The following is a 15,666-nucleotide window of genomic DNA, read 5'->3' as shown; positions in this document are numbered from 1 at the left end:
CCATGCGCCAAGCGATCCTGTCGGGTGCGCTGGTCTGTCTGTTGCTGCCTGCGGCGGCCTGCAAGATCGTGCCCAATCCCGATCCCAACGACCAATCCGAAGCCCTGGCAAGCCAGACCGACGAGACCCGCATGGCGGCCTATGTCGACGCGAACTGGGAGTCGCAGGTATTGCCGGTCATCGCCGAACATGAGGTGGCGTACGACACCTGGCGTCAGGCGCTGGCACAAGGGCTGGACGCGGCCGGCGAAGCGCACGGCCTGCGCCCGGACGGTGAGGCCAACCCCTGGAATTTCGTCGTCTCGGGCACCGGGACCGTAACAGAGGCCAAGCTCGACAGCCGTGCCGCCAAGATGCAGGTGGACATGGACGGTGACGGCGCCGCCGACGTGGTGCTGCAGCTGGGGCCGATCATTCGCGGCACCGCCATGCGCGACGCCATGCCCTTTGTCGTTTTCACCGATTTCCGCGACCAGATCGAATTTGCCAAGCTGGCCCGTGCGATGAACGAACGTGCCAGTGCCGGGCTGACCCGGCCCGAGGGCGACGTGATCGGCCAGACGGTCAGTTTCACCGGCGTCTTCACCCTGCGTGCCGCAGGTGATACGCCGGAAATCGTGCCGGTCGAAATCGAGATGGGGGCCACTCCATGACTCTCGATCCCGACCCCGGCAGCGCCCATCCGATCGGCCTGTCGATCCGTGGCGGCACCAAGGTCTATCCCGGCACCATCGCCCTCAAGGAGGTTGATTTCGACCTGCGCATGGGGGCGGTCAACGTGCTGGTGGGCGAGAACGGTGCCGGCAAATCCACCATGATGAAGGTCATCGCCGGGGTCGAACAGCTGACCTCGGGCGCGGTGACGATGAACGGCGAAGAGGTGCATTTCACCTCCACCGACGATGCCGAACGGCATGGCATCGGCATCGTCTTCCAGGAACTCAACCTGTTCCCGAACCTGACCGTGGCCGACAATATCTTCATGGCGCATGAAAAGACCCGCGGCGGCATCGATATCGACATGTCGGCGCAGCGCGAGGCCACGCGCGCCCTGATGCAACGTCTGGAACATGACATCGACCCGGACACGCTGGTCGGTGATCTGAAGGTCGGGCAACAGCAGATCGTCGAGATCGCCAAGAGCCTGTCGCGCGACGCCCGCATTCTGATCCTGGACGAGCCGACCTCGGCCCTGTCGAACGCAGAGGTCGAGATCCTGTTTCGCGTGATCGAGGAACTGAAGGCCGAAGGCGTCGGCATCGTCTACATCTCGCACCGGCTGGAGGAACTGATCCGCGTCGGAGACTACATCACAGTCCTGCGGGACGGGATGATCACCGGGGCGCAGTCGATGGAAGGCGTCGATATTCCCTGGATCGTGCGCAACATGATCGGCGACAGCTCCAAGGATTTCGCCAAGGAGATCGAACATCCCTTCGGCGACGAGGCCCTTCGGGTCGAGAACATGCGCCTGGCGGATACCAGCGGCGGCTTTGCGGTGGACGGTGTGTCCCTGTCGCTGCGCGCGGGTGAGATCCTGGGGATCTACGGGCTGATGGGCGCCGGACGGACCGAACTGCTGGAGACCATCATCGGCCGGCATTCCCATGCCGTAGGGGATGTCTGGGTGCAGGGCGATAAGATGGGCCGGCCCTCGGTCCCCGACCGGATCGCCAAGGGACTGGCCCTGATCCCGGAGGACCGCAAGCATGACGGGCTGGTCCAGATCCTGTCGATCCGCGAGAACATGACGCTGTCCTCTGTCGGCAGCTTCACCCGGGGCGTGCACATGGACCTGGGCAAGGAACGCTCGCGCGTGGCGGATTTCGTGCGCCGCATGGTGATCAAGATCGCCTCGCCGGAACATCCGGTGTCCGCGCTCTCGGGCGGCAACCAGCAGAAGGTGGTGATTTCCAAGGCGCTGATGACCGGGCCCAAGGTGCTGTTGATGGACGAACCCTCGCGCGGGATCGACATCGGCGCCAAGGCCGAAGTCTTTCGCGTCATGCGCCAGCTGGCCGCCGAGGGGCTGGGCATCGTCTTTGTCACATCCGACCTCGAAGAGGTCATGAGCCTGTCGGACCGCATCATCGTGATGTCGGACGGGCGGATCACCGGAGAATTCAGCAGGGAGGAGGTCACGGAAACGGCGCTGGTCAGCGCATCCGCCGTCGGCCACGCGCCCCTGTCAGAACAGGACGCGGAAAGGGAGACCGCACAATGACCGACATGACCGCAAGTGCCGCCGGGGCCTCCAGCCCCAACGCGACGCTGCTATTGATCCTGAAGGCGCGGACCTTCATCGCGCTGATCCTCGTCTTCGTGTTCTTTTCGATCTTCGCGCCGAACTTCCTGTCGGCGGCGAACATGGTCATCATGTCGAAACACGTTGCACTGAACGCCTTTCTGGCCATCGGGATGACCTTTGTCATCGTCTCGGGCGGGATCGACCTGTCGGTGGGCTCCATCGTCGGGCTTTGCGGGATGGTGGCGGGCTACTTGCTGCTGAACGGGATCGACATCGGGCTTGGCTGGTCGATCCAGTTCAACACGCTGGAAATCTGCCTGATGGTCGCGCTGGTGGGGATCGCCATCGGGGCGCTGAACGGGTTCCTGATCACCAGGCTGAACGTGGCGCCCTTTATCGCCACGCTCGGGACGCTTTACATCGCGCGCGGGGCGGCGATGCTGTCCAGCGACGGCAAGACCTTTCCGAACCTCTCGGGCAACGCGGAATACGGCTCGCAGAGCTACCGCATGATCGGATCGGGCGATTTCCTTGGCGTGCCGATCTCGATCTGGATGCTGATCGCGGTGGGTGTCCTGGCCGCCTATATCGCGCGCCGCACGCCCCTGGGCCGGTTCATCTATGCCGTCGGCGGCAACGAACGCGCGGCGGGCCTGTCTGGGGTCAAGGTCACCCAGGTCAAGTATTTCGTCTACATGTTCTCGGGCTTCTGCGCGGCGCTGGTGGGGATCATCATCTCTTCGCAGCTGGTCGCCGCCCATCCGGCCACCGGCGACACCTTCGAGCTGAACGCCATCGCGGCGGCGGTTCTGGGCGGCACCTCCATGTCCGGCGGGCGCGGGCGCATCGGCGGGACGATCGTCGGCGCCTTCGTGATCGGTGTGCTGTCGGACGGGCTGGTGATGATGGGGGTGTCAGCCTTCTGGCAGACCGTTATCAAGGGGCTTGTCATCATCGCGGCCGTGGTCATCGACCAGGCGCAGCAAAAGGTCCAGGCCAAGGTCGCGCTGCAGGCCCAGGCCGCGCTGGGCAAGTAAGAGGAGGGATGGCATGAAGGGCGCACTTATCGGCTGCGGTTTCTTTGCCCGCAATCAACTGCACGGCTGGGCGGATGTGACGGGGGCCGAGATCGTCGCGATCTGCGACCGGGACGAGACCCGCCTGGCTGAGGCGGGCGAGGCTTTCGGCATCGACCGCCGCTACACCGATGCGGCGGAGATGTTTGCGGAAGGCGGGTTCGACTTCGTCGATATCGCGACCACCGTGCCATCGCATCGCCCTCTGGTCGAAATGGCGGCAGCGGCCGCTGTGCATGTCATCTGCCAAAAGCCTTTTGCGCTGAACATGGACGACGCCCGCGCCATGATCGCGGCGGTCGAGGCCACGGGCAAGACGCTGATGGTGCATGAGAACTTTCGCTGGCAATCGGCGGTGCGCGCGGCCATCGAGGCCCTGCGCGGCGGAGCCATCGGAACGCCCTTCTTTGGCCGGGTGAGTTTCCGGTCCGGCTATGACGTCTTTTCCGGGCAGCCCTACCTTGCCGAAGGCGAGCGTTTCATCATCGAGGACCTGGGCATCCATATCCTCGACATTGCCCGTGCCCTGTTCGGGGACGTGGACCGGATCAGCGCCACCACCAGGCGGATCAACCCGAATATCCGTGGCGAGGACGTGGCCACCATGCTGCTGTCCCACGGTGGCGGTGTGACCTCCGTGGTGGATTGTTCCTATGCCACGCGGCGGATGCCCGAGACCTTTCCCGAAACCCTGCTGGAAATCGACGGCACCGAGGGCAGCTTGCGGCTGGACGCGGGCTATCGCCTGACGATCCAGCGCGACGGGCAGGAGGAGGTGCGCGATGTCTCGCCGCCTGTGCTGCCCTGGGCGGAGCGGCCCTGGCACAACATCCAGGAAAGCGTGGCGCTGATCCAGCAGCATTTCGTCGATTGCCTTGCGGCGGGCCGCACGCCCGAGACCTCGGGCGCGGACAACCTGCGGACCTTTGCGCTGGTCGAGGCCGCTTACCTGTCGGCGGCGGAGGGGCGCAGCGTCGCGTTGTCAGAGCTATGAACCTGGCGCTTTACGGCACCGATCAGCCGCCCGCCGCCTCCGAGGAGATCCGGCATGGCGAGGTGACGCTGCACTTGCAGGACGGCGCGCTGCGCCACATCCGCGTGGGTGGTGTCGAAATCATCCGCTCCGTCGCTTTCCTCGCACGGGATCGCGACTGGGGCACCATAGCGCCGACCCTTGGGACACTGACCCACGACAACCGGGACGTTGCGCTGCACCTCGCCTTGCCGATGCGCTTCGACACCGGGACGGCGCGGCTGGATGTCGACCTGATGATCTCCCTCGGGGCAGGGCGGCTGACGGTCCAGGCCCGGGGCAAGGCCTCCGGGGATTTCGAAACCAACCGCGCCGGCTTTACCCTGTTGCATCCGATCGAGGGTGTCGCGGGCTGTCCGGCGCGTGTCACCCATGCGGACGGGCAGGTCGAGGACAGTCACTTTCCCGAGTTGATCGACCCCTGGCAGCCTTTCATGGACATTGCCACGCTGGACCATCGGGCCAACGGGTTGCGCGTGCACTGCGCATTTCGTGGCGATACCTTCGAGATGGAGGATCAGCGCCAGTGGGGCGATGCATCGTACAAGACCTACAACCGCCCGCTGGCCTTGCCCTGGCCCTATGTCATTGCGGATGGCGAGGTGCTGGAACAATCCGTCGAGATCACCTGGGAAGCGTGCCAGACGGCGCCTGTCGCCACCCGTCCCACGCCGGAGGAGGCGCGCTTTCCGGAAATGGCGCTGGTGCTGGATGCGGCGGACGCAGCGCGGCTGGCGGAAAATCCCGGCGATCTGGACCCGGTGTGCCCGCAGCGCCTGTTGTGCCACGTGGACGCGGCCAAAGGGCCTGCCGCGCCGCAGATCGAGGCCTTTGCGCGGGCACAGGCGGCGCGGCCGGACGTGGCCTATGACCTGGAACTGATCTGCCGGTTCGACGGCACGCAGACGCCGGAGGCCGAATTGCAGGCCCATGCCGACGCCGTCGCGGCCAGCGGTTTTGCCCCGGCCTCTGTGCTGGTCGTGCCCTCTGTAGATCGGCAATCGACGCCGCCGGGGTCCGAATGGCCTGCCTGTCCGCCGCTGGCAGAGATCCACGCCGCCGCCGCGCGGGCCTTTCCCGGCCTCGTCCGGGGCGGCGGGATGGCAAGCCTGTTCACGGAACTCAACCGCAAACGCCCGCCACTGGCGACGCTGGATTTCGTCAGCCACGGGCTTTGCCCCATCGTCCATGCCGCCGATGACCTGTCGGTGATGGAAACGCTGGAGGCCGTGCCCCATATCGCAAGATCCGCCCGCGCGCTCATCGGGGACCGCGCGTATCGCATCGGACCGGCGACCATCGCCATGCGCCAGAACCCCTATGGCTCTCGCACGATCCCCAACCCGGACGCCGGGCGCGTCTGCATGACCGATGATGATCCGCGCCACCGTGGAGCCTTTGGCGCGGCCTATGCCCTGGGCCTGGCGGCGGCTCTGGCGCCGTTCGACATTGCCGTCTGGACGCCAGCGGCGCTCTATGGTCCGCGCGGGGTGGTGGGCAATCCGGGACCCTTGCCGCAGGTCCTGCGGGCCCTGTCCGGGATCGCGGGGCAACACGTGCAAGAGGCCGCTGTCCGCGACGGGCTGGCGGTGCTGGACGCCGGGACCACGCGGCTGCGCGCCAACCTGACCCCGCAGGACGGACATGGGCTGATGCCCTATGGCTGGTCCGGCGGTATGGATTGAGCCGCGCAGTTGAAACGGCTACTTATCATGTTACCTGACGAGTCCGCGCCGGAGCCCATGAAATGGACAGCCCCATGAAATCTGCCCCCGACAAGATTGTCCGCCGCAAATTGTCGGAACAGGTGCTGGAGCGTCTGCACGAGATGATCCGCACGCGCGAGTTGAAGCCCGGCGACTACATGCCCTCTGAGCGCGCCTTGATGGAACGGTTCGGCGTGGGTCGCCCGGCGGTGCGCGAAGCGCTGCAATCGCTGCACAACAGTGGGTTGATCACCATCAGCCACGGCGAACGGTCTCGGGTGAACGAACTCAATGCGGCCAGCGTGCTGACCCAGTCGGACGAACTGGCGCGGCTGGTACTGGATTCTGCACCCGCCAACCTCGACCATCTCAAACACGCCCGCCAGATGTTCGAACTGGGCATGGTGCGCGTCGCCGCCGAGAATGCGACGCCGGACGACGTGGCGGAACTGCGCGCCCTGATCGACTTGCAGCGCAGCCAGTTGGGCGATGCCAATGCCTTCATCACCACCGACATGGCCTTTCACCGCAAGCTGGCCTCGCTGGCGGGCAACCCGATCATCCAGTCGGTGTCGGATGCCATGCTGGGCTGGTTGTTCGAATACCATGTCAGCCTGTTGCACCGTTCCGGCAGTGAGGACGTGACCCTGGCCGAACATGCCAAGATCGTCGATCACATCGAGGCGCATGACGCCGAGGGCGCGGTCGAGGAGATGCGCCGCCACCTGGAACGCTCACGCGTGTCCTTCGGGCCGCACGGTTAACGCGGCCCGCCGCCGTCGCGGATCCAGCCAAAGTAATCCTCGCTGCCCATCTGGCCGCCCTTGAGCGCGATTTGCAGCCCGTCATGGGTACTGCCGCCAAAGCCCTGGCAAAGCGCCGCGCCGGGGATGGTGGGGGCCAGTGCCTGCAGTGCGTCCAGCCCCAGCGCGCGCATCCCGTGGCCCGAGGTGTCACCGCCCGAGATGACGGCGCGGCGCAAGCCGGTTTGCTGAAGCACGCAGTCCAGGATGCGGCCCAGAGACTGGCCGATCCGGGCATTGGCGGTTTCCGCCGACACGCCGCTGGTGGCTAGGGCGGTGCGGAACGCCGCGACGCGCGGATCGTCGGGACCCTGGGCCGAGGTGACAAGCGGGCTGGCCCCGGTCTGCGCCGCATCGGTCGCGGCACCTGCGCAACGGTCGATCTCACGCGCCAGCGTACCGGGATCGCCCAGCACGGATACGGTATCGAATGGGATCACCGCAAAGCCATTTGCGGCGGACCAGTCCAGCTGCCGCGCCGTGCTGGGCGAGACGGAGCCGGAGACGGCAGCGATCTGCGCCACCTTGCCGGCGCCCTGCACCGGCGGGGGCGGTGGCAGCTCGCCGCTCTCCTGCCAGTAACGCACCAGCGCATATTCCAGCCCCTGAGAGCCGACCGCCACGCGCAGGCGATTGCGGTTCTCCCAGATCAGCTTGCCGACGGCAGTTTCACTGAGCGGCTCCATGCTATCGCAAGACAGGATGCGTGCACCGTTGTCCAGGGCGTGATCCAGTGCCGCCTGGGCCTCGCCGGACCAGAGCGTTTCCAGGTCCAGCAGGGCAGAGGGCAGGTCGGTCTGCGCCGAGAGGTGGCGCAAGAGGTCGGACTCGGTCATCGGCGTGACCGGGTGGCGGGACATCACCGGGTGGCGGTCCAGCCGAAAGACACCCTCGAAGGTGCCCGCAAACAGGTGCCCGAACGCCTGGTAGCGCCGCATTTGCGGGGCAGCGGTAACCAGTGGCACACCTGCCGAGGCGCGCTGGGCCTGGCACAATTCGATGGCGGTGCCGATGTTGCCGCTGTGCGGCGCGGAATCGAAGGTGGAACAGACCTTGTAATGCAGGATCGGTGCGCCCGTCGCGTCCAGCCAGGCGAGGGGGGCAGGCAGGTTGGCCCGCATGGCGTCGGGGCTGTCGGTGCGCGCGGTGGTGGCGATGCCGACCGCCTCGACATCGGCGAAACGGGCGGCCAGCGCCTCGGACGGAGGGCCGGAAAACAGCACCGTCCGCAGGCCCGCAAAGGCCAGCACCTCCATCACGGCGGCCGATCCGGTGAAATCGTCGCCCAGCCAGGCCAGTCTTGGCGTCATGAAATGTGGTCCTTCCCGTGGCAAGAGGCCTGTCGCCTGTTGACATTGTTCGCATGATATTATCTGATCATACCAGTTAAGCAAGCCCTACCGGAGGATTCCATAATGACCAAAGTCGCGCTTTTCGGAGCTGGCGGCAAAATGGGGGTCCGTCTTTCGCTGAACCTCGCGAAGACGGATTTCGACGTCAGCCATATCGAGATCAGCGACCCCGGAAAGGCGCGCCTGAAGACCGAGGTCGGTGTCGAGGCGGTCGATGCCGAAACCGGGTTGCAGGGGGCAGAAGTTGTCATCCTTGCGGTGCCGGACACCGTGATCGGCAAGGTTGCGGCGAACGTCGTGCCGACGCTGGCGGCGGGCACGATGGTGGTCATCCTGGATGCGGCGGCGCCCTATGCCGGGCACCTGCCGGAACGGGAGGACATCACCTACTTCGTGACCCATCCCTGCCACCCGCCGATCTTCAACGACGAATCCACCGAGGCCGGTCGCAAGGACCATTTCGGCGGCGTCGCGGCGCAACAGGGCGTGGTCAACGCGCTGATGCAGGGGCCGGAAGAGCATTACGCGCTGGGCGATGCCATCGCCCGCGCGATCTATGCCCCGGTCGCCCGCACCTATCGGGTCACCGTCGAACAGATGGCCCTGCTGGAGCCGGGCCTGTCGGAAACCGTCTGTGCCTCGCTGCTGGTGGTGATGCGCGAGGCGATGGACGAGGTCGTCAAACGCGGTGTCAGCTATGACTGCGCGCGGGATTTCCTGCTGGGGCACATGAACATCCTCGGCGCGGTGATCTTCGACGAGGTCGAGGGACAGTTCTCGGACGCCTGCAACAAGGCCATCGAATTCGGCAAGCCCGCCCTGATGCGCGACGACTGGAAAAACGTCTTTGAAATGGACGAGATCGCCGCCAGCATCCGGCGCATCACGTGACTCGAATGGGCCGCCCCTGTTCGGGGCGGCCAACTTGGCGTGACGCGGTCACGCCTGCATCTGGCGCGCCAGTGCAATGAGCGCCCGGTCACTGCCACGCGGACCGACCAGCGACAGACCGACAGGCAGCCCGGCGCGGGTGCGCATCGGCAGGCTGACCTGTGGCAGCCCGGCATGACCCGCCAAGGACAGCAGCGTCAGAGCGCGGTTGCGGTAGTCTTCCATTTCTTCGCCCTTGACGGACAGCAGCGGGGCAGGACCCGGTGCCGTGGGCAGGACGATCACGTTCCGCTCTCCAAGACTGGCGACCAGGTGGTCCTCGATCCGGGAGCGGTCCTTGCGCGCCTGCGCGATCTCTTCGACCGTCAGGGCAAGCGCGCCTTCGAACCGCTGTTGGATGCCGGGGCCGAAGGCCGGCGCGGTCTCTGCGATCCAGTCGCGGAAATTCGCGGCCACCTCTGCTCCCTGGCAGATCCGGAAAGTCGGCAGGAGCAGGGTGCGCAGGTCATCGGAAAACAGTGGGGGACCAAGATCCTGGCCGGGGGGCAGTAGCGCCTCGGCAGTCTCCGGCTCTGCCAAGTGCCAGAGGTCTTCGGGATACAGGAACGCGCCGTCCAGGGGGGCGGCCGCCGGTGCGAACTGCTCCGCCACCAAGGCAAGCGTTTCCGTGTCCCGCGTCATGAAGCCCGGCACGTCATAGCTCTGGGCCAGCGGCACAAGGCCCTCTGCCGGCAACAGGCCGTGGGTCGGGCGCCAGCCATGGACACCGCAAAAGGCCGAAGGCAGGCGCACGGACCCGCCGGTGTCCGTCCCCAGCCCAATTTCGACGGCACCGGAGCCCACCGCCACGGCGGAACCGGACGAGGAACCGCCGGGCATCCGGTCCGGCGTGATCGGGTTCACGGGGGTGCCGTAGCGCGCGTTCTGTCCCATCAGGGAATAGGCCAGTTCGTCCATCTGGGTCTTTCCGATGGCCTCGGCCCCGAGGTCCAGCAGCCGAGCGACAAGGGGGGCGGTCGTTTCGGCCGCCTCATGCGTCGCGGCCCATTCGGGGTTGCCACAGCCGGTGACATGCCCGGTGACGTCGAAATTGTCTTTCACGGCAAGGCGCAGACCCGTCAGTGGCCCCTTGCCCGCGGACAGCGGCGGGTCGAAGATCGAGACGAAGGGAGGGGCGCTGAAATGCATCACGATCCGTCCTGCATCAGCGAGACATGGGCCGCGACCACGCGCCAGCCGTCTTCGGTGCGAACCCAGGTCTGGCTCTGGCGGCCAATGCGGGTCGAGCCGACGCGCTGGAACTGCAGGTTGCAGATGCCGACATCCGGCCCAAGTGTCGTGATCTCGCGCCGGATGACCTCACGTTGGGGCGATCCGCCGGTGCGGCCCTTGCGGAAGGCGCGGATTTCCTCGATCCCGTAGAGGTTTTCGCCCACGCCGTATCGCAGCGTGTTTGGATTGTCCCAGAACAAGCCGTCCAGGACCTCCAGGTCATTGTCCATCAGCGCGGTTTCGTAGAGGTCGCAGGCGGCGGTCAGCTCTGCCAGCGCCTCGGGCTGGTTCAACGTCACGGTCATGCGCCGTCTCCGATCGCTTTCAGGATGTCCTTGCTGTCTCCGACAAAGCCGAAACACTGTCGCACGTTGTAGAGCGTCGCATCCATGCAATATCCGGGCGAGGTCGTGCCCGAGCAGTCCTCGAGCATGATGACGTCGTAGCCGAGGAAATTGGCGTCCTGCAGCGTGCACAGCACGCATTGATCGGCGTTGACGCCCGCGAACAGCACGGTGGTGATGCTGAGGTTGCGCAGGATGCTGTCCAGTTCGGTGTCCTGGAACCCGGACATCCGGTATTTCGACACGGCGATGTCGCCCGGTTCCGGCGCCAACTCATCGACCACGGCGGCGGCCCAGCTGCCTTCCTCCAGCACATGCGACCCGTTCGAGGGCAGCGGCTTGCCGATGCCGGTCGAACGACCGTCGGGATCGTAGACATGCAGCACCGAGGGCGGCAAGTTCATGCGGTCGGGCCGGTTGCCCCAGTTGAGCCAGATGACCGGCACGTCCTGTGCCCTGAGTTCAGGCAACAAGGCCTGCAACGGCGCGATCTGCGCCCGTGCGGGGGACACGTCGACGCCGAGCTGAGCCAGCCAGCCGTCGCCGTGGCAAAAGTCGTTCTGCATGTCGATCACGATGATCGCCGTTCGCGACAAGTCGATGGTGACGGCACGGTCGCGGTCGCGCAGGGTGACGGGACGTACCGGCGGCTGGCTGCGGGTCATGTCGACGCTGGATTTGCTGACATGCCATGCGTTGCGCGGCGTGGCACCAAGGGGCAGGGGGGTGTCGGGGGAAAGGTCCGTCATTTCAGGCCTCTGTCAGGACGCGCAGGTCTTCGTCGTCCAGTTCTACCCGCTCTCCCGACCGGATCAGCTCGGAGAAATCCTGGTTCGGGGTCATGACGGTCAGGGTATAGAGCTTGCCCGCGCCGGTGTTCTCGACGACGTGGACAGAACCGGGGTTCAGCAGCAGCGCGTCGCCTTTCGCGATGGGCAGGCGGTCGCCATCGGACGAGGCATAGCCCTCGCCCTCGATGACGTAAAAGAACTCATGCGCCTTGGAATGGCTGTTCGGCGGGGTCGCGCCGCCCTTGGTGAAGATCTCGACGACGTAGATGTTGTCGGTGGGCGCATTGGCGGGGTCGAAGAGCATCACGAAATAATTGCTGTCCGAGGGTGCGATCTTCCAGGCTTCGGCCTTGGCCACCTGTTCATGTGAGAAGGATTTGATCATCTGGGGAAACCTCTTGTCAGTACGCAGTCTTGCGGGATGGTGATGAGGGGGCGGACGTGCCATGAATGGCATCGGAAACCCGAGTTTCGATGACGGATTGGCAACGGAGAAACGGATGCACGCGAGGGTTCTGACCTATGTGGACGAGGTGGCGCGACAGGGGTCGATCCGGGCGGCGGCGGACAAGCTGAACGTCGCGGCCTCGGCGATCTCGCGGCAGATCAAGTCGTTGGAGGATGACCTGGGCACGCCGATCTTCAACCGGGCGCCCCGGTCGCTGACGCTGACGGCGGCAGGGGAAATCCTGCTGGTCCACATCCGTGAGACCCTGCGCGAGATGGACCGGAACCTGGCCCTGATCGAGGACCTCAAGGGGCTGCGCCGGGGCGAGGTTTCGGTCGTGCTGATGAGCGGCCTTGCCTCGAACATCGTGCCGCGCGTGGTGATGCAGTTCCGCAAGGCGAACCCCAAGGTCGCGGTGCGTCTGCAGCTGATGACCGACCCGGACGAGATGATCGCCGCCGTGGCCGAGGGGCATTCGGACCTCGCCATCGGCTTCGACTTTCCACCGCGTCCCAACGTCCGGCAACTGGCGGTCGCGATGGTCAACCTTGGCGTTGTCGTGCCGCCGGACCACCCCTTTGCGGGGCGCTCCAGTGTCCGGCTGGACGAATGCGCCGACTACACGATGGTGGTGGCGGATACGAGCATGGTGATCCGCCCGCACCTGGAAAAGCTCTTTGCCCGTTCCGGCGGACGACCCAGCGACCTGATCGAGACCAACTCGATCGAGATGATGCGCCACCTGACACGGCTGGGGGGCTGCATCACCTTCCTGACGCCCTTCGACATCGAGACGGAGGTGGCCGCAGGTCAGCTTGCCTTTGTTCCGGTCGAGGAATTCGCCCGCGAGACGCAGCGGCTCATCCTGCTGGGGCCGGACCGGAACCCGTCCGCGCTGGGCAGTGTCCTGGCAGAGCATTTCCGCGCCGCCCTGGGCTGAGAGACGTTCCATCGGCGTCACCTCGAATAGAGCCGGTCGAGGCGCACGAACTTGCCCAGCAGCGCCAGCGCCACCGTGGTGACGACGATCAGCAGGGCAGAGATCGCATGCGCCGTTGGTTCCAGCGCAAAGGTTGCCTCGGAATAGATCCTGACCGGCAGTGTCGTCAGGCGGGCGGTGGTCAGGAAGCTGGTCACCGTGACTTCGCCAAAGCTCATCAGGAAGCCGACCAGCGCCGCCGCGAAGATCCCCGGCGCCATGCCGGGCAGCGTCACCAGCAGGAAACAACGCATCTTGTTTGCGCCCAGGCTGGCGGCGGCCTCTTCCAGTGAACGGTCGAGGGACATGGCAGAGGTGGTGAGCAGGGTGATGATGAAGGGCAGGATCACGACGACGTGGATCGAGACCAACCCGGCAAAGGGCGGGATGATCAGGTAGACCTGAAGCAGCTTCAACATGCCGACGGCGATGGCTACGCCGGGCAGCGACAGGGGCAGCATCCAGAAGGCCAGCAGCAGCGGACGCATCCGGAACGGATAGCGTGCAAGGGCAAAGGCGGCGGGCATCGCCAGCGCGACCGCGATGGCCACGGCGACCAGGGCCAGCTTGACCGACACCACGAAGTTGGAGGTGTAGTCCCCCTCGATCAGGACGCGGCGATACCATTCCAGGGTAAAGCCCTTGAACCCGGCCGCGGTGGCTAGCGGCACGTCGTTGAAGCTCTGGACCATGACCAGCACCAGCGGCAGGATCAGCAGCCCGATCGAGCAGAACAGCAGCAGGTAGCGCAGCGGCGCCCCGACGGTGTCGACCAGGGTCGCCACCCAGGCGGGGATCGTCCACGGCGAGGACGGCACGCCCTGGCGCCAGCGCATGAAGCGGTTGAGCCAGAGGGTCGCCAGCGCGATGAAGCCCAGCCCGACCGTCGTCATGACCAGCGACAGGGCCGAGGCCATCGTTGCGTTGAGATTGCTGATCGCCTCGTTCAGGACCAGCATCCCCATCGTCCAGACCTTGCCACCGCCCAGCAGCGTGGCAGAGACGTAAGAGGTGGTCGCCATCAGGAAGACCACGATGACGCCCGACCGCAACCCGGGCAGCGACATCGGGAAATCGACGGTCAGAAAGCGCATCCCCGGCGAGGCGCCCAGGCTTTCGGCGGCCTCGTGGATGCGTGGAGAGGTGTTCTGCAAGTTGTCATAGAGCGCCAGCACCATGAAGGGCATGAAGACCTGCGCCAGCGCGATGATGACCGCCCCGTGGTTGAACAGCATGGTTTCCACCGGCGGAATGCCGAACCATCCCGTGAAGGTGTTGATCAATCCCTGCGGCGACAGCAGCAACATGATCCCCAGCGACCGGACAACCACGTTGGTCAGCAGCGGGATGAGGATCACCGCGAAGGACAGCGCACGCCATTTCGATGGCATGCGCGCCAGCCAGTAGGCCAGTGGGTATCCGAGCAGAGCCGAAATGGCGGTCACGGCCAGGCCGAGCAGCACCGTTTCGGCAATCACCGAAAGATAGAATGGATCGGTCAGGATCTTGACGAATTGTACCAGGGACGGGCTCTGGATCACCGGGCCGAAGGGGCTGGGGTATTCGTGTAGCGACAGCAGCACGACCACGATCATCGGCGCCGCGAAAGCCAGAAGCAGCCATGCGGTTACGGGAAAGGACAGAACCGGACCGATCCAACGTTTCATCCAGCGATCTCCCGGTCGTATTTCGCCTGCCACTCGGAGCGGTGGGCGTTGATGTAGTCCCAGTCAAAGTCGACGAGGCTGTCGACATTGCCGGCGGTGATGACCTTGCCCTGAAGCTCGGGCGGGATCTCGACGTTGTTGACCGTGGGCGAGTAGTAGATCTCGTTCGCGTAGGCGAGCATGGTCTCGGGGCTGAGGTGGAGGTTCACCCATTCCTCGGCCAGCTTCTGGTTGCGCGTGCCCTCGGTGATGCAGGCCACGTTCATCGTCACGGCCTGGCCCTCGATCGGCTCTGCGATGGCGCAGTTCGGATTGCGGCTTTCGGCGTACATGCGGGTGAAGGAGGCGAACTCGACCGACAGGTCGGCGACGTTCTGGTCCAGCATGTCGAACAGTTGTGCCTGGCTGCCCTGGATGCCGGCAAAGGGTTTCAGCTCCTTGACCTTCTCGACCACCTTGTCGAACTCGTCGATGCCGTAGCCCCAGGCCTTGGCGGTCATCATCAGGGCCGAGATGCCCTCGGCGCCCAGGCCGTTCGGCCAGGCGATCCGGCCTTTCCATTCCGGGTTCCACATGTCCTTCCACGAGGTGATCGGCGCCGAGGCGGCGGTCTTGTCGTAGACGATGGTGCAGGGGTTGAAGGCCACGCCGTAACCGCCTTTGCGGGCCAGCGGGTAGAGGTATTCGTAGTTCGGCACCGCGGGGCTTGCGGGCTGGGTGACGCCATCGGCAACGGCCTGGCGGCTTTCGTAGATGTTCAGGTACAGCACGTCAAAGCTGGGCCGGCCACGTTCCGCGTAGGCGCGCGCGCGGCGTTCGCCGGTGCCGCCAAGGACGTAGGACACCTTGCAGCCGTATTTCTCGACCAGCTTGGGTTCGATGTGCTTCTTTACGATCTTTTCCTGCGCGCCGCCCCAGATGCCGACGACCAGTTCGTCGCCGGGTTTGGGCTGGGCGTAGGCCGGACGGATGATCGACGCCGGGGCGGCGAGGCCCGCGGCCATCAGGCCGGTAAACTGTCTGCGGTTCATAGCCATGTTAGTCACTCCTGTTGGT

At 65.5% G+C, this 15,666-nt stretch carries 15 protein-coding genes; 8 read left to right on the top strand and 7 right to left on the bottom strand.

What is annotated here, in order from left to right:
• Positions 1-2 precede the first annotated feature (2 nt).
• From G9Q80_RS10530 to nanR, 6 genes are all read left to right on the top strand, one after another.
• Complete coding sequence (locus tag G9Q80_RS10530) at positions 3-653, top strand: DUF2291 family protein (protein WP_088715075.1); 651 nt, start codon at positions 3-5, stop codon at positions 651-653.
• Positions 650-2,224: a sugar ABC transporter ATP-binding protein gene (locus G9Q80_RS10525; RefSeq protein WP_088715074.1), complete on the top strand. Its 1,575-nt coding sequence runs from the start codon at positions 650-652 to the stop codon at positions 2,222-2,224. Before G9Q80_RS10530 ends, G9Q80_RS10525 begins: the two co-directional genes overlap by 4 nt.
• Entirely contained in the window at positions 2,221-3,285 is a 1,065-nt protein-coding gene (locus G9Q80_RS10520) for an ABC transporter permease (RefSeq protein ID WP_074620279.1), read from the top strand. The genes G9Q80_RS10525 and G9Q80_RS10520 overlap by 4 nt, the downstream gene beginning before the upstream one ends.
• Before the next feature lie 13 nt (positions 3,286-3,298).
• Positions 3,299-4,318 carry a Gfo/Idh/MocA family protein gene (locus G9Q80_RS10515; RefSeq protein ID WP_088715073.1) on the top strand — a complete coding sequence of 340 codons (1,020 nt, stop codon included), beginning with the start codon at positions 3,299-3,301 and terminating at the stop codon, positions 4,316-4,318.
• Entirely contained in the window at positions 4,315-6,042 is a 1,728-nt protein-coding gene (locus G9Q80_RS10510; protein ID WP_088715072.1) for a D-apionate lactonase family protein, read from the top strand. Before G9Q80_RS10515 ends, G9Q80_RS10510 begins: the two co-directional genes overlap by 4 nt.
• A gap of 74 nt (positions 6,043-6,116) precedes the next feature.
• The gene (gene nanR / locus G9Q80_RS10505; RefSeq protein ID WP_043140126.1) at positions 6,117-6,827 is read left to right on the top strand and encodes a transcriptional regulator NanR; all 711 of its coding nucleotides are present in this window, start codon (positions 6,117-6,119) and stop codon (positions 6,825-6,827) included.
• Here the strand turns inward: nanR and G9Q80_RS10500 are convergent.
• Positions 6,824-8,176 carry a four-carbon acid sugar kinase family protein gene (locus G9Q80_RS10500; RefSeq protein ID WP_088715071.1) on the bottom strand — a complete coding sequence of 451 codons (1,353 nt, stop codon included), beginning with the start codon at positions 8,174-8,176 and terminating at the stop codon, positions 6,824-6,826. The two genes, nanR and G9Q80_RS10500, sit on opposite strands and share 4 nt — an antisense overlap.
• A gap of 105 nt (positions 8,177-8,281) precedes the next feature.
• Between G9Q80_RS10500 and G9Q80_RS10495 the strand changes: the two genes are divergently transcribed.
• Positions 8,282-9,109, top strand: coding sequence for a phosphogluconate dehydrogenase C-terminal domain-containing protein (locus G9Q80_RS10495; protein WP_088715070.1), 828 nt, complete (start codon positions 8,282-8,284; stop codon positions 9,107-9,109).
• Between the two features lie 48 nt (positions 9,110-9,157).
• On the opposite strand, the gene G9Q80_RS10490 is transcribed toward G9Q80_RS10495, so the two are convergent.
• From G9Q80_RS10490 to G9Q80_RS10475, 4 genes are read right to left on the bottom strand one after another with little or no spacing between them, the layout of a single operon-like run.
• Positions 9,158-10,297 carry an amidase gene (locus tag G9Q80_RS10490; protein WP_088715069.1) on the bottom strand — a complete coding sequence of 380 codons (1,140 nt, stop codon included), beginning with the start codon at positions 10,295-10,297 and terminating at the stop codon, positions 9,158-9,160.
• Positions 10,297-10,686 carry an oxalurate catabolism protein HpxZ gene (gene hpxZ, locus G9Q80_RS10485; protein WP_175459213.1) on the bottom strand — a complete coding sequence of 130 codons (390 nt, stop codon included), beginning with the start codon at positions 10,684-10,686 and terminating at the stop codon, positions 10,297-10,299. The genes G9Q80_RS10490 and hpxZ overlap by 1 nt, the downstream gene beginning before the upstream one ends.
• Positions 10,683-11,474, bottom strand: coding sequence for a cysteine hydrolase family protein (locus tag G9Q80_RS10480; protein ID WP_088715068.1), 792 nt, complete (start codon positions 11,472-11,474; stop codon positions 10,683-10,685). The genes hpxZ and G9Q80_RS10480 overlap by 4 nt, the downstream gene beginning before the upstream one ends.
• 1 nt (position 11,475) lies before the next feature.
• Positions 11,476-11,901: a cupin domain-containing protein gene (locus G9Q80_RS10475; RefSeq protein ID WP_043139959.1), complete on the bottom strand. Its 426-nt coding sequence runs from the start codon at positions 11,899-11,901 to the stop codon at positions 11,476-11,478.
• A gap of 61 nt (positions 11,902-11,962) precedes the next feature.
• On the opposite strand from G9Q80_RS10475, the gene G9Q80_RS10470 reads away from it, so the two are divergent.
• Positions 11,963-12,904 carry a LysR family transcriptional regulator gene (locus G9Q80_RS10470; RefSeq protein ID WP_198549977.1) on the top strand — a complete coding sequence of 314 codons (942 nt, stop codon included), beginning with the start codon at positions 11,963-11,965 and terminating at the stop codon, positions 12,902-12,904.
• Between the two features lie 17 nt (positions 12,905-12,921).
• Here the strand turns inward: G9Q80_RS10470 and G9Q80_RS10465 are convergent, their stop codons facing one another.
• The gene (locus tag G9Q80_RS10465) at positions 12,922-14,610 is read right to left on the bottom strand and encodes an ABC transporter permease subunit (RefSeq protein ID WP_069209792.1); all 1,689 of its coding nucleotides are present in this window, start codon (positions 14,608-14,610) and stop codon (positions 12,922-12,924) included.
• On the bottom strand, positions 14,607-15,647 hold the full coding sequence (locus G9Q80_RS10460; protein ID WP_088668936.1) for an ABC transporter substrate-binding protein: 1,041 nt from the start codon (positions 15,645-15,647) through the stop codon (positions 14,607-14,609). Before G9Q80_RS10460 ends, G9Q80_RS10465 begins: the two co-directional genes overlap by 4 nt.
• Positions 15,648-15,666 lie beyond the last annotated feature (19 nt).

It is taken from the genome of Mameliella sp. LZ-28 (genome assembly GCF_012274245.1).
In the GTDB taxonomy this organism is placed as follows: domain Bacteria; phylum Pseudomonadota; class Alphaproteobacteria; order Rhodobacterales; family Rhodobacteraceae; genus Antarctobacter; species Antarctobacter albus.
The sequence above is the reverse complement of the archived record's forward strand: the minus strand, read 5'-3'. Positions and strand labels throughout refer to the sequence as shown.